Raw genomic sequence first — 14,254 nt, 5'->3', positions numbered from 1 at the left:
CACGGCGCTCCAAAAATTCGGAGGAACTGTCAACCAATTTTGATCATTTTTTTCAGTGGCTTGTGGCGGAGGGGGTGGGATTCGAACCCACGGTACGGTCTCCCGCACGCCGGTTTTCAAGACCGGTGCCTTAAACCGCTCGGCCACCCCTCCGGATGTTCGGGACTGAGCGAACTCCGGTTGCCAATGCCGATGACAGGCACCGGGTCCGGGGCGCCAGCCCGATTGCGGTTCGAGCGCGCTTTTAGCCTTGCCTCAGGTGTTGCGTCAACTTGTTTCGAACCATGATCCGAGCCGCCGCCTACCGGCGTGACGAGCATCCTGCTGCGCCGGTTACCTGGCCCTTTGATCAAATTTGTCGGCATATCCTGAAACCGGACGCGGGTGCGGCGCGTAGAGCATGACAGTTCAGACACATTTTAAGGGAGCCAAAGCATGTTCGCACGATTTTCGTCCTTCATTCTGGCAGTAGCCAGCGTTTGCGCCTTGCTAGCCACGGGCGTTCGTGCCGAGCCGCTTGCGGGCAGCGAGCTCAAGGACTTCGTCAATGGGAAGCGGGTTTATCTGGCAACGCCTTTTGGCGGTGAGTTTCCACTGAACTACAAGCGCTCAGGTACGGTGACCGGCGACGGCACCGCGTTCGGTCTCGGCAAGTTCCTGGCGCCAAAGGAAACCGGGCGCTGGTGGGTCAAGGGCAGCAATCTGTGCCAGCAATGGCCGAGTTGGTATGAGGGCAAGCCGACCTGCTTCACGATCACCAAAACCGGCGAAAGATCGCTCGACTGGGTTCGCCAGGATGGCCGCCGCGGCCGCGCCCGAATCGAAGGGTAGACCCGCAGGGCAGGGCGCACGGCAGGTGCAGGGGACACACCCGGGTCTCGTCGCCGACAGGTTGGGCAGTATCCGAATGGCAAATATTGACAGAAATTTCACCATGTTGACCGCTTTTGCGCCGCCGAATGTGGCCATCAACGCATTTTCGCCATCTTGCGCGGCGAATTAAAGCTTCGATAATGACATCGACCGCATTGATCGAAGGGGACGGGTTTGCAGGGGACATGCTGCCAAATCCAAATGGCAACCGCCAGAGCATCGAGTACCGGCGTGGGACAGAAAAACCGTATCAATTTCGAAGCAGGGCTGCGTCGCGCGGCCTGCCTGTCGATCCTTGCCCTGCTTTCGGTAGGGCTTGCCGGTTGCGGGTCCACGTCCAAATCAAGCAGCAAGTCCTCAAGCTCCTTCATCAACACCAAGAGCAAATTTTCGGTTTCCGAATATGGCGTCGCGGCCAGCCCGCGGGTTTCGGCCTCCAAGCGGCCCAAAAAGGGTGGCGGCCGGGCGCTGGTGGGCAAGCCCTACCGGGTACGGGGCAAATGGTACACGCCAAAGGAAGATCCGGACTACGACCGGGCCGGACTAGCATCCTGGTATGGCCCGAATTTTCACGGCCGGCTGACCGCCAATGGCGAGATTTACGACCAGTTCCACCTGTCTGCCGCACACCCGACTTTTCCGTTGCCGAGCTATGCCCGGGTGACCAACAAGAAGAATGGCAATTCGGTCATCGTCCGGGTTAATGATCGTGGTCCGTTCGCCCATGGCCGGATCATCGATCTGTCCAACAAGGCGGCCGAACTTTTGGACATGAAACACGAAGGCGTCGCCGCTGTCCGTGTTGAATATGTCGGCCGGGCGCCGGTGGAGGGTGACGACACCCGTTATCTGATGGCAAGCTACCGGCCAGGCGGTTCCGATGCACCGATCGGCGGCAATATCGCGACCGGTGTGATGCTGGCGATGAATGACGCGGTGACCAGCTTTCCGGGCGTCAAAGCGGCCTCGGCTACCATGGCCCCACCGGCGGCCATCAGTACGTCAACCGCGTTTCAGGCCCCTGTCGCAAACGCCACGGCGGCTACATTTGTCGGTTTCCCGTTGGGAACCGGTCTGCCGACTGTCGGCCCGGTTGTGCCTGACCGGCCCTCCTACCAGATCCCGGTGGCGGCACTCGACGCTGATCCCGGCGAGGCTGGCGCCGGCCTGCGTGAAATCGGCGCCGCATATTGGGGCGGCCGCGTGACCTCGATCTCTGCACGGTTCGACACGGTTTTGCGCGGGCGCGACAACCGCCGCTGACGGTGCCAATACCTTCAGTCACACGCGCGCGTCCACGGGGCTGGCTGTCCAGATCACTCTGAGACCTTGATATTCTGAATTTCCGCTTTGGCGCGGATGTCGTGGTTGCACGCCTTTTGCATTGAAGCACCTTGCGTCCACTTAAAACCATATCGGTCGCGTCAAGGTTTTGGTTTGAGAGATACCTTTTATTACGGATATGTCCCGAATTGGCCAAAACCACCACGGTTGGATTGTCGATCATCATCAAATTCACCCAAACCATTGATTTTTATGGGCTTGATTGCTAGATTGCGGTTTACGCCCCGATCGCTTCTCTCATGATGGATGGCTATGATGTTCCGGCCACTCCTTGGTAGCCTGTTAATTGCCTTGACGCTGCTGGTTGGCACCCTGCCAGCGGCGGCGCAATTGTTCGAGACCCGGGCCAAGCAGGCCTATCTGGTCGATGCCGATACCGGCACGGTTCTGTTTGCCAAGAATGAAAACGACCAGGTTCCGCCGGCGTCGCTGGCCAAACTGATGACCATGGAAGTGGTGTTCAACGCGATCGAGAGCGGACGTCTGACGCTGGACGATACGTTTCAGGTCTCCGAAAATGCCTGGCGCACCGGCGGGGCGGCGTCTCGCACATCCACCATGTTCGCCGAACTGAAATCCTCGATCCGGCTGGAAGACCTGATCCGCGGCGTTATCGTGCAATCGGCCAACGACGGCTGCATCATCATTGCCGAGGGGATGGCCGGCTCGGAAGACAATTTTGCCCGGCTGATGACGGAGCGCGCGCACGCCATCGGTCTGACCAACTCTGTATTCGGCAATTCGACCGGCCTGCCGCATCCCGATTCCAAGGTGACTATGAAGGATCTGGTGACGCTGGCGCGACATATCCAGACCACCTATCCGCAGTTCTACAAGTATTATTCAGAACCCGATTTTACCTGGAACAAGATCAAGCAGCGCAACCGCAACCCGCTCTTAGGTCTCGACATCGGTGTTGACGGCCTGAAGACCGGCTTTACCGAGGAATCGGGTTACGGCATCGTCTCGTCAATCAAGCGCGATGGGCGACGGCTGTTTCTGGCGATGAGCGGTATGGCGAGCCTGCGCGAACGCGCCGAAGAAGCCCGCAAGATTCTGGAATGGGGTATTCGCGCCTTCGACCGCAAGCAATTGTTTGAAGAGGGTGAAACGATCGCCGAGGTCGGCGTCTATGGTGGCGAGAACCCGGCTATCATGAAGGCTAAAGGACCGGTCGACATCTTGCTGCCGATCACCTACCCGGACCGGCTAACTGCACGAATCACCTATCACTGGCCATTGCGCGCGCCGCTTGAAGCAGGTGCGGAAATTGGCGTGCTCAAGGTATATATCGGCGACACGCTGTCTCAGGAAACGCCGCTTTTTGCGGTCAATTCGGTCTCCAAGGGTACGTTGCACAGCCAGGCACTGGATGCATTGCTCGAACTTGCGCAATTCTGGCGATAAGGCAGCGTGCAACCGTTCAATTCCATTGCAATATGCTCTAGACACGGGGTGAGCCCGGAATACCGGGACCAAACCAACAACAGATCCCCGACGCACGTTGCGTTGGCGGCGATCGGGATAACCAGACGTGAGCAAAAGCACAGGGCGCTTCATCACATTTGAAGGCGGCGAGGGTGTCGGCAAGTCGACCCAGATCCACCGTTTGGCCAATGTGCTCCGGCGCCGCGGTCATGACGTGCTGGTCACGCGCGAGCCGGGCGGCTCGCTTGGCGCGGAAGCCGTGCGCCACGTGCTGTTGTCGGGCGCAGCCGAGGAATTCGGCGTGCGCATGGAAGCCATCCTGTTTGCCGCAGCCCGCAGCGACCATGTCGAGGAAGTCATTCGTCCGGCGATTGCCGAGGGCACGATCGTGCTGTGCGACCGATTCATGGATTCAAGCCGCGTCTACCAAGGCGTCACCGGCAATCTGGAGCCGCAATTCATGGCCAATCTGGAGCGGATTGCCGTCAATGGCATGGTGCCGGACCTGACGCTGGTGCTCGACCTTCCGGCAGAGGCCGGGCTCGGGCGGGCCAAGGCGCGCGAAGGCGAGGGGCTGCACCCGACCGCTTCGAGAAGGAAGAACTCGCCACCCACGAAAAGCGGCGCGAAGCATTCAGGGATCTGACCCGCAACGAACCGGACCGCTGCAAGCTGGTCGACGCCAACCAGTCCGAAGACGCGGTTGCGCTGGCCATCCTGGCGGCGTTAGAGCCCTTACTCCAGGATGGTGAGGTGGATACACCAACACCGAAACATCCGGCATGAGCGGCGCCCAAACCGGTCTATTGGAGGGAGCGATCCCGCCCTCGCAGAACACCGTGCTTTTTGGACATGATTCGGCGCAGTCATTTCTGGCCAACGCCTACCGATCCGGCCGCATGCATCACGCCATCCTGATCGAGGGTGCGGAAGGCATTGGCAAGGCGACACTGGCTTACCGGTTTGCCCATCACGTGCTCTCCCATCCCGATCCTTCGTCAGCACCAGACCGGCTTGCGGACCCAGACCCCAACGACATGGTCAGCAGGCAGATCGCGTCGGGGGCGTCGCATCACCTGCTGCACCTGGCGCGTCCGGTGGATGAGAAGACCGGCAAGACCAAATCGGTCATTACCGTCGACGAGGTGCGCAGGGCCGGCAAATTCTTCAACCAGACCTCAGGCACCGGCAACTGGCGGATCGCGATCATCGATCCCGCCGATGACCTCAACCGCAATGCCGCCAACGCCATTCTCAAAATCCTGGAGGAGCCGCCGAAACAATCACTGTTCCTGGTGCTTTCGCATACGCCGGGCCGGCTGCTACCGACCATCCGTTCGCGCTGCCTGTCGCTGCGGCTGCAGCCATTGTCCCCCCCGATGTGAACCGGGCGCTGGGGCATCTGGGCAACGCACCGGGCGAGAACGATGCGATCGTCCGGCTCAGTGAAGGCAGCGTCGCCAGGGCGTTGCTGATGCGCAATTATGGCGGCGCTGACATTGCCGAGGCCTTTGTAGCTATTCTGGAGAGCGGCAACCTTGCCAAACGCGAACCGATCCACAAGCTCGCCGAAACGCTGGCCGCGCGCGACCGCGATGTGGCCTACCAGTTCTTTACCGAATTGGCGGTCGACCGTGTGCGGGCCATGGCGCATGATGCGGGCGCGGCCGGCGATCTCATGGAAGCCGACCGGCTGGCGCGGTTGTCGGCGGTGCTGGTCGAGCATTTTGCCACCGCGGCAGCCTATAATCTGGACCGCAAACAGACGGTTATGCATGTCTTTACACTGTTTTTTGAAGGCCGCTAGGAACTTCTGGCATGGCATCGGCCCACTTTATCGCTTATGACGGCGGCGGGCATGGAGCCAATAGTAGGTCCGGCCCCGGACATGAAATTCGAAGGCTATCATGAGCACCGAGCGTTTTTACATCACCACACCTATCTTCTATCCCAACGGGGTCCCGCATATCGGCCACGCCTACACGGCGATCGCGACCGATGTTGCTGCGCGGTTCCAGCGGCTTGACGGCAAGGATGTGTTTTTCCTGTCGGGCACCGACGAGCATGGCCAGAAGATGCAGCAGACCGCCGAGAAGGAAGGCATCAAGCCGATTGAACTGGCGGACAAGAATTCCGCTGTGTTCCGCTACATGCTGGTCCAGCTCAATTGCTCCAATGACGATTTCATCCGCACAACAGAAGAGCGCCACCGAATTTCGGTGCAGGAATTGTGGAAGCGGATGGAAGCCAATGGCGATATCTATCTGGGCAATTATGGCGGCTGGTATTCGGTCCGCCAGGAAGCTTATTTTGACGAGGCTGAAACTACCCTTGGTGAAGATGGCGTCCGCCGCGAACCGCTTGGCTCACCGGTCGAATGGGTGGAGGAAGAAAGCTATTATTTTCGACTGTCGGCCTATGAAGACAAACTCTTGGAACTGTTCGAGACAAACCCTGAATTCGTGGCGCCTGCTGAGCGGCGCAATGAAGTGGCGAGCTTCGTCAAATCGGGCTTAAGAGACCTGTCGATTTCGCGCACGACATTCGACTGGGGCGTTCCGGTGCCGGGCGATGACAAGCATGTCATGTATGTCTGGGTTGATGCGCTGACCAACTATATCACGGCTGCCGGCTTTCCCGATGAGGCTTCAGACAAGTGGAACTACTGGCCTGCCGTCCACATGATCGGCAAGGACATTGTGCGGTTCCACGCTGTATACTGGCCCGCCTTCCTGATGTCGGCCGGGCTGGCGCTTCCAGCCAAGGTGTTTGCGCACGGCTTTCTGCTGGTCAAGGGCGAGAAAATGTCCAAATCGATCGGCAATGTGGTCGACCCCTTCGCGCTGATTGATGCCTATGGGCTTGATCAGGTGCGCTATTTCTTCATGCGTGAAGTGCCGTTCGGACAGGACGGCAGCTACAGCCCCGAAACGATCGCCACCCGGATTAATTCCGATCTTGCCAATGGCATTGGCAATCTCGCCAGCCGGTCCTTGTCGATGATCAACAAGAACTGCGATGGCAAGATGCCAGCCTGCGGTCCCTTGACCGATGAAGATAAGGCGCTTTTGGCCACCATAGACAATGTGATTGAAAGCGTACGCGCCGATATGGCGGATTTCCAGATCCACAAGGCTCTGGCCTCGATCATCGACGTCGTGGCCGATGGCGACCGCTATTTCGCCAGTCATGAGCCCTGGGCGCTGAAAAAGACCGATCCGGCACGGATGGAAACTGTGCTCTACGTCACGGCAGAGACCGTGCGCCAGATCTCGATCCTGCTGCTGCCCTTCATGCCGGAATCGGCGGGTAAATTACTTGACCTGGTCGCCGCACCTGCTGACAAGCGCGATTTCGCCGCCCTTGGTGAGATCGGGCGTTTGGTGGCAGGTACACCGATCGACAAGCCGGCGCCAATCTTCCCGCGCTATGTCGCGCCTGAGGAGGCGTGAGCGAATGTTGATTGACACCCATTGCCACCTCGATTTCGCCGATTTTGATGCGGAACGCGACGAACTGGTCGCGCGCGCACACGCGGCGGGCGTCACGCAGATGGTGACGATCTCGACGCGCGTGAAAAAACTCGACACACTGCTGGCGCTGACCGAACGCTATCCCAGCGTGTTCTGCTCGGTGGGCACTCATCCCAACAATGCCGATGAAGAGCTGGATGTGACGGCCGACGAGCTGGTGCGTCTGGCCGAAGCCAACACCAAGGTGGTGGCGATCGGCGAAGCTGGGCTCGATTATTTCTACGACACGCAAAAGCCCGAGGACCAGAAGACGGGGTTTCGCCGCCACATCGAAGCCGCGCGGCGGACACAACTGCCGTTGGTCATTCACAGCCGCAGCGCTGATGACGACATGGCGGCGATCCTGACCGAGGAAACAGGGAAGGGGGCCTTCCCGTTCATCCTGCATTGCTTTTCGGCGGGTCAGGCGCTTGCCGACACTGGTGTCGCGCTCGGCGGGTATATTTCATTTACCGGCATTCTGACTTTTCCAAAGTCGACCGAGCTGCGCGATATTGCCAAAACCGTACCGATGGACCGGCTGCTGGTGGAAACCGACGCGCCATATCTCGCGCCCAAACGCTGGCGCGGCAAGCGCAACGAACCGTCCTATGTCGTCAACACGGCGGAAGTTCTGGCCGAAGTTAAAGGCGTCTCCTATGAGGAGATGGCCCGGATTACGACCGAGAACGCCTTTCGCTGCTTCTCCAAGATGCCGTCGCTGTGACTGTCCGATACCGCCGCGAGTTCGTCCTCCTTGGCTGCGCCTCCTCGCCAGGCGTGCCACGCGTCAACGGCGATTGGGGCGCCTGCGACCCAAGTAATCCAAAAACCGGCGGACCCGCGCTGCCTTCCTGATCCGCCAGATCGGACCAGATGGTGGGGAGACCACCGTTGTGGTCGACACCGGGCCGGATTTCCGGGAGCAGATGATCGCCAACAAGGTGCGCCACATTGATGCGGTGCTCTACACCCATTCGCATGCTGACCATGTGCACGGGATCGACGATCTGCGTGGCTTTGCACTGTCGCAGCGGCAACGAATCCCGATCCACGCCGACCCCGAAACAATGGCGCGAGATCCGCGTTGGCTTCGGCTATTGCCTGGAGACGCCTGAGGGCAGCGAGTATCCGCCCATCACCATGCCGGTACTGATCAACTCGCTTGATCAACCGATCCGCGTGACCGGCGCCGGCGGCACGATCGAACTTCTGCCGCTCGATCAGAAACACGGCACGATCCGTTCGCTGGGCTATCGCATCGGCAATGTCGCCTATTGCTGCGATGTCAGCGATTTTCCGCAGAAGACTATCGAGCGGCTGCAGGGTCTCGATGTGCTGATTATCGACTCGCTTCAATACAAGCCGCACCCCAGCCACTTGTCGATTGACCAGGCGCTGTGGTGGATCGAAAAACTCGACCCGAAGTGCGCCTATCTCACCCATATGCACGTGCCGCTCGATTACGAGACGGTTCTCAATGAAACGCCCGATCGGGTTGAACCAGGATATGATGGACTGACTATCGAGGCGGAGGTGGATACATGAGCGAGACTGCAACCGAAATGACACCGGATTTGATACCGGCGGGCTCGAGCATGGCGCGGGTGGCCGCAGCAGCCACTGACGCAGGGCTGTCGATCCGCATCATGAAGATGGCGCAATCGACCCGCACCGCCCAGGAAGCGGCGGATGCCGCGGGCTGCAAGGTTGCCCAGATCGTCAAATCGCTGGTGTTTGAAAATCAGGCAACACGCCAACTCAATCTGATGCTGGTTTCCGGCGCACACAACGCTGATATGGAATATATTTCGAGCCATTACGGCTTGTCGTTCACGCGCTGCGAGGTTCGGCGGGTGCGCGACGAGACCGGTTTTGCGATTGGTGGCGTGGCGCCGATCGGGCATCTGGCGCCGATCCCGATCTACATGGACCGAAGCCTGCTCGCCCATGACGAAGTGTGGGCCGCCGCCGGCCGTCCCGACAGCGTGTTCAGCGTCGACCCGACAGCACTGGCCAAGGCCATTGAAGCGGACATTATCGACGTGCGTACCCCGGACTGAACACCTTGCTATGGCTCCGAGACGTCCAGGCTGCGCCGACGTTCAATCGTCTTCCAACCAATTCAGAATTTCTTCTGTGTGCTGACCGCGCACCGGGATCTTGCCGGGTGTGGCGTCCGGGCGGGACGAAAAACGCGGCGCGGGTGCTGCCTGCAGCACGCCGTCAATCTGTTGCCAGATGTTGCGCGCCGCCATGTGCGGCTCGGCCATCGCTTCGACGGGGCTCAGGGTAGGGGCCACGCATGCATCCGACCCGGCGAACAAGTGTTCCCAGTGGTTGCGTGGTTGGCGCACAAAAACACCGGCCAACAGTGCTGTCTGACGTGGCCATTGGCTTCGATCGAACTGAGAGGTCAAATCGGGATCCCCCGCGAGTTTCAGTCGGGTCAGCAATTCGGCGTAGAATTTCGGCTCAAGACATTGCACGGAAATAAAGCCACCGTCGGAACAGGCATAGGTCCGGCTCCAGTGCGGTCCATCAAGCAGGCTCTGGCCGCGTGTCATCGAGAGGCCACCGGTCTGGGCCAGCGCCATCAGCAGGTTCATCATGTGCGCGGAACCATCGACGATCGCCGCGTCGACCACGCAGCCACCGCGCCCCGCACGCGCTGCCATCACGCCGGCAAGCACGCCCACTGTAAGATAGAGCGCGCCGCCACCGATGTCGCCCACCAGCGTCGGCGGTGTCAATGGCGGTTCACCGGGACTACCCGAAAACCAGGCCGCACCCGAGACCGAGATGTAATTGAGATCGTGACCAGCGGTCATGGCCCTCGGTCCGCCTTGGCCCCAGCCGGTCATGCGGCCATAGACCAGATCGGCATTGATCACCGCCAAGTCTTCAGGCCCAAGCCCCAGCCGCTCCATCACGCCGGGCCGAAACCCTTCGATCAAGGCTTCCGACCGCGCAACCAGCCGCTGGAGACGATCCACATCGTCGGGCGCCTTCAGATCCAGCTCGATCGAGCGCTTGCCGCGGTCAATCAGTGAACGCTCGGGCATGCCAGGTGCCGGCTTGCCACCCTTGCGGTGAACGATAATGACATCGGCGCCAAGATCGGCCAGCAGCATGCCGGCAAAAGGCGCCGGTCCAAGACCTTCAATTTCGATGATCCGCAGTCCGTCGAGCATCCGTTCCGGTCCTTGTCTGGAAATTTGTTCGTTGGGCCGAGAAACCCTTTCATACATGGGACATACGCCGATGCAAGCTCGACATCTATACGGGAATACGCGACGCGAAAACCGCAGAGAGCCAGAAGATCTGCGAGAAAAAGCTCGACGGTGACGCCAAACGGGTGTTTGAAGCCGGGGTGAACACCGGTAGAGACCGGCCAGCCTTGTTCGGAATTGATGCCGAATGGACGCCAAGGGCAGGGCGGAGAATGGGGAGATGGCTGGATGTACGGGCTGGATGTTGCTGTAACGCGTTGGATCAATGGACTATCCGGCCTGAATCCCACGCTCGACGCTGTCATGATCGCAACATCCGAATTTGGCATCCCGATCCTGGTGCTGGCCGTAGCCTGCCAGTGGTGGACAAGGCCGAACCGGGAGCATGTCCGCCATGTTCTGATCGCATCCGGGCTTTCCTTTTTGCTCGGATTGGCGCTTAACCAGATTGTTCTTTTGTTCGTGTCCAGAATTCGGCCTTATGACAATGGAGTGACCGATCTTTTGATTGCCAGAAGCGCTGATTTTTCCTTTCCCTCCGACCACGCCACCGCCAGTATGGCGATTGCGGCCGCTTTCCTGCTGCACGGCATGACGCGACGCGGCATGGTGTTTATGCTGGCCGCAGTTCTCATTGCCTTTTCGCGGATCTACATCGGCACCCATTATGCAGCCGACATTATTGGCGCTGCGGCAACGGCCATGGCTGCTGCTTTGGCGGTTCGCTTGGCCTACCGCGAAGGCACACGGCTTGATCGCTTCGTGACTGCGATCTTATGATGGAAATGCTGCATTTTCTCTCTGGCACGCTGGTGCACGATCTCGTTCAAGCCTATGGGCTGTGGGTTGTGTTCGTGCTGATCACGATCGAAAGCATGGGCGTGCCGGTGCCGGGAGAAACGGCGCTGGTCTCGGCGTCGTTGTATGCCGGATCAACCCATGGAATTGAGATCGCATCAATCATCGCTGTCGCCGCACTTGCCGCTGTAATCGGCGACAATATCGGCTATCTGATCGGTCGCACGATCGGATTCAACCTGTTGGTTCGCCACGGTCGTCATGTCCGTCTCCATGAGGCGCGTTTGAAAGTCGGCCAGTATCTGTTTTTGCTGCACGGCGGAAAGATCGTGTTCTTCGGTCGCTTTGTCGCATTCCTGCGGGCATTCGCAGCGCTGCTTGCTGGCGCCAATCAGATGGAATGGCGTCGCTTCATGGTCATGAACACGCTGGGCGGCGTATGCTGGGCATCCGTGTTCGGCCTCGGCGCCTATACGTTCGGGCAATCGATAACCAGGCTTGCAGCGCCGGTGGGCTTGTCCTTGCTGGTGGCCGGTCTGGTGCTGGCTGTCATTGGGGTGATGTTTTTCCGTCACCACGAAAAGCAGCTTGAACTGCGCGCCGAGATGGCGTTTCCCGGACCGCTGGCATTAAAGGTTCGGCCCAGCACTCAGGCATCCAGACCAACCGTTTGAACACGCTGGAATATTCTCCAGTTCCATAATCCATCTTATGCGATCTTTGTTTTACTGTGTACGGACGGATCACTGCATCCACATACAAACAGCCGCAAACCAGAAGCCTGACTGCGCCGCAGCACAAAGATCGCATAGTGGTTTCCCCCTGCCGCTCCCACAACTCATCCCTCGCCAATCCCTTCAAGCAGGCATTTGAGGAGAATACCCATGGATCGTTTCGTGGTCATTTCCGGCTGTTCCGGCGGCGGCAAATCCACCCTTCTGAATGAACTGGCGCGGCGCGGTCATGCGGTTGTCGAAGAACCGGGTCGTCGCGTCGTCGTAGATCAACGTGCAGCACACGGTACGGCGTTGCCGTGGACCGATATGGAAGCATTCGCGCGGCGTGCGCTGGAAATGGCACTTGCTGACCACGCAGCCCGGCTTGATGCCATCGGCTGGGTATTTTTCGATCGTGGCATCATCGACGCGGCATCGGCACTGGCGCAAGCGCGCTGCGAAACTCTGACAGCCAACCAGTTCAGTCCGCGGCCCTATAACAAAACCGTATTCATGACACCGCCATGGCCGGAAATCTATCAAACCGACAGCGAGCGCCGCCATGATTTCGCGGCGGCCGTGACCGAGTATCAGCGCCTGTGCCATGTCTATCCGCAGTTGGGCTATGATATCCGGATCCTGCCCAAAGCCAGTGTCAGCGATCGTGCTGATTTTGTCATCGAGGCCTTGAAACGATCTGGTCCCGCGCCGGTTAGAGGCTGACAACCAATAGCAGGTGCAAGCGCCTGCCCCGGTTTGACGTGGCATTGTTCCAGTGTGACATCGCAAGCCGTTGCCCCTTGCGGCGCATCGCGGCTTGGCCTATCCGGGTTGGCATCTCTTTCCCAGTCCGGAGCCAGTCATGTCATTCGCCAAGCTCGACGCCCATTGCCGATCCCTCATTGCGCTCGAACATGCGCTGTCGATACTGGGCGTGGATGAAGCAACGGCGATGGCGCCCGGCGGTGGCGAACAGCGCGCCGAGGCGATGGCCGGTTTGTCGGGCATGTATCACCGCCAGGCCACGGCGCCACAGGTGCGAGACTGGATCGAGGCCGCCAAGACAGAGACGCTGGATCAGGCGCAACAAACAGCCGTTGCCGAACTCGAACGCAGCTATGTCAACCTGACCTGCCTGCCCGCTGATTTTGTCGAACACAAGATGCGCACCGGCATGCGCTCGGAGCAATTGTGGCGCACGGCGCGGCCCAAAGGCGACTGGGTGGGTTTTCGCCCGGCTCTTGAAGGCGTGGTCGAACTGGTACGCGAGGAAGCGGCAATGCGCGCCGAGCTGCTCGGGCTTGCGCCCTATGACGCGTTGATGGAGCAATTCGATCCGGGCAACCGCACCGAAACCATCACCCCTGTGTTTGCAGAGTTGAAGGCGTTTCTGGTCGATTTCGTTCCCAAGGCTCTGAAAATACAGGATGAAAAGAGGGCCAAGAGGCCGCTAAAGCCGCTTTCAGGCATCTATCCGGTGGAAAAGCAAAAGGCGCTGGGAATCGCCATGATGAAGGCCGTCGGTTTCGACATGAACCATGGCAGCCTGTCGGTATCGGATCATCCCTTCTGTGGCGGTGTACCCACCGATGTGCGCCTGACCACGCGCTATCGCACCGATGAATTCCTGCCGGCGCTGATGGGCATCCTGCACGAAACCGGCCACGGACTTTATGAGCAGAACCTGCCGAAAGACTGGGCGCACTGGCCCTCGGGCAAGGCGCGCGGCATGTCGATCCACGAAAGCCAGAGCCTGTTTGTGGAAAAGCAGATCGGCCGCAATCCGGCGTTCTGGACATTCGCCCTGCCGCACGTCGCCAGCCATCTTGGCGAGGACTGGGCGATGGACGACTTGTTGCCGCATGTTCACCAGGTCAAGCGCGGGTTGATCCGGGTTGACGCCGACGAGGTCACCTACCCGCTGCACGTGATCTTGCGTTACGAGTTGGAGCAGGATCTGCTGGCCGGTCGGCTTGAAGTCAAGGACCTGCCGGAGGCCTGGGACGCCAAGATGGGCGACTACCTTGGCATCTCCAGCCTGGACGCCCCGCAGAATGGGCCGATGCAGGATGTCCACTGGCCGTCCGGCGCTTTCGGCTATTTCCCGTCCTACACACTTGGCGCGATGATGGCCGCACAGCAATGGGCGACGATTTCCAGGTCTCACCCCGATATCAACGAGGAAATCGCGGCAGGTGATTTCACCACTGTAAACACCTGGCGGCGCGACAATATCTGGCTGAAGGCCTCGATGGGATCAACCCCGGAGATCCTTCGCCAGGCTACCGGCGAGGACCTCAATCCGGCGTATTTCATTGCACACCTAAAGACCCGCTACGGCGCCTGAAAA

The 14,254-nt window shown here is 59.7% G+C and carries 11 protein-coding genes, 1 tRNA gene and 3 pseudogenes; 13 read left to right on the top strand and 2 right to left on the bottom strand.

The annotated features are described in order from the left end of the window. Window positions 1-63 precede the first annotated feature (63 nt). Window positions 64-153, bottom strand: a tRNA-Ser gene (locus OEG84_RS03510). A 282-nt stretch (window positions 154-435) separates the two neighbouring features. Here OEG84_RS03510 and OEG84_RS03505 point away from each other — a divergent pair. The 9 genes and pseudogenes from OEG84_RS03505 to OEG84_RS03465 all read left to right on the top strand — a co-directional run bounded on the left by OEG84_RS03505 (window position 436) and on the right by OEG84_RS03465 (window position 9,220). Further along, window positions 436-831, top strand: a complete 396-nt coding sequence (locus OEG84_RS03505) for a hypothetical protein (RefSeq protein ID WP_267652447.1) — start codon at window positions 436-438, stop codon at window positions 829-831. Between the two features lie 243 nt (window positions 832-1,074). Further along, a complete protein-coding gene (locus OEG84_RS25325) occupies window positions 1,075-2,136 on the top strand; it encodes a septal ring lytic transglycosylase RlpA family protein (protein WP_324288169.1) in 1,062 nt (353 codons plus the stop codon). A 336-nt stretch (window positions 2,137-2,472) separates the two neighbouring features. Then, complete coding sequence (locus OEG84_RS03495; RefSeq protein ID WP_425602818.1) at window positions 2,473-3,624, top strand: D-alanyl-D-alanine carboxypeptidase family protein; 1,152 nt, start codon at window positions 2,473-2,475, stop codon at window positions 3,622-3,624. A gap of 127 nt (window positions 3,625-3,751) precedes the next feature. Next, window positions 3,752-4,431 (top strand): annotated as a pseudogene (tmk, locus tag OEG84_RS03490) (dTMP kinase). Further along, window positions 4,428-5,452, top strand: a pseudogene (locus OEG84_RS03485) (DNA polymerase III subunit delta'). Before tmk ends, OEG84_RS03485 begins: the two co-directional pseudogenes overlap by 4 nt. Window positions 5,453-5,552: 100 nt before the next feature. Then, window positions 5,553-7,097 (top strand): methionine--tRNA ligase, encoded by a 1,545-nt coding sequence (metG, locus tag OEG84_RS03480; RefSeq protein ID WP_267652446.1) that lies wholly within the window; start codon window positions 5,553-5,555, stop codon window positions 7,095-7,097. Window positions 7,098-7,101: 4 nt separating this feature from the next. Continuing rightward, window positions 7,102-7,884: a TatD family hydrolase gene (locus OEG84_RS03475; protein WP_267652445.1), complete on the top strand. Its 783-nt coding sequence runs from the start codon at window positions 7,102-7,104 to the stop codon at window positions 7,882-7,884. Further along, window positions 7,881-8,705: pseudogene (locus OEG84_RS03470) on the top strand (MBL fold metallo-hydrolase). Before OEG84_RS03475 ends, OEG84_RS03470 begins: the two are co-directional and overlap by 4 nt. Continuing rightward, window positions 8,702-9,220: a YbaK/EbsC family protein gene (locus tag OEG84_RS03465; protein ID WP_267652444.1), complete on the top strand. Its 519-nt coding sequence runs from the start codon at window positions 8,702-8,704 to the stop codon at window positions 9,218-9,220. Before OEG84_RS03470 ends, OEG84_RS03465 begins: the two are co-directional and overlap by 4 nt. 42 nt (window positions 9,221-9,262) lie before the next feature. Here OEG84_RS03465 and OEG84_RS03460 read toward each other — a convergent pair whose 3' ends face one another. After that, window positions 9,263-10,351 (bottom strand): CaiB/BaiF CoA transferase family protein, encoded by a 1,089-nt coding sequence (locus OEG84_RS03460; RefSeq protein WP_267652443.1) that lies wholly within the window; start codon window positions 10,349-10,351, stop codon window positions 9,263-9,265. A 267-nt stretch (window positions 10,352-10,618) separates the two neighbouring features. Here OEG84_RS03460 and OEG84_RS03455 point away from each other — a divergent pair, with 267 nt between their 5' ends. From OEG84_RS03455 to OEG84_RS03440, 4 genes are all read left to right on the top strand, one after another. Then, window positions 10,619-11,170 (top strand): phosphatase PAP2 family protein, encoded by a 552-nt coding sequence (locus tag OEG84_RS03455; RefSeq protein WP_267656072.1) that lies wholly within the window; start codon window positions 10,619-10,621, stop codon window positions 11,168-11,170. A gap of 5 nt (window positions 11,171-11,175) precedes the next feature. Continuing rightward, entirely contained in the window at window positions 11,176-11,862 is a 687-nt protein-coding gene (locus OEG84_RS03450; protein ID WP_324288168.1) for a DedA family protein, read from the top strand. 210 nt (window positions 11,863-12,072) lie between these two features. Beyond that, complete coding sequence (locus tag OEG84_RS03445) at window positions 12,073-12,627, top strand: AAA family ATPase (RefSeq protein WP_267652442.1); 555 nt, start codon at window positions 12,073-12,075, stop codon at window positions 12,625-12,627. Window positions 12,628-12,766: 139 nt separating this feature from the next. Next, the gene (locus tag OEG84_RS03440; RefSeq protein WP_267652441.1) at window positions 12,767-14,251 is read left to right on the top strand and encodes a carboxypeptidase M32; all 1,485 of its coding nucleotides are present in this window, start codon (window positions 12,767-12,769) and stop codon (window positions 14,249-14,251) included. The last annotated feature ends 3 nt before the right edge of the window (window positions 14,252-14,254 follow it).

The sequence above is a fragment of the Hoeflea algicola genome (assembly GCF_026619415.1).
GTDB lineage: Bacteria > Pseudomonadota > Alphaproteobacteria > Rhizobiales > Rhizobiaceae > Hoeflea > Hoeflea algicola.
The sequence above is the reverse complement of the archived record's forward strand: the minus strand, read 5'-3'. Positions and strand labels throughout refer to the sequence as shown.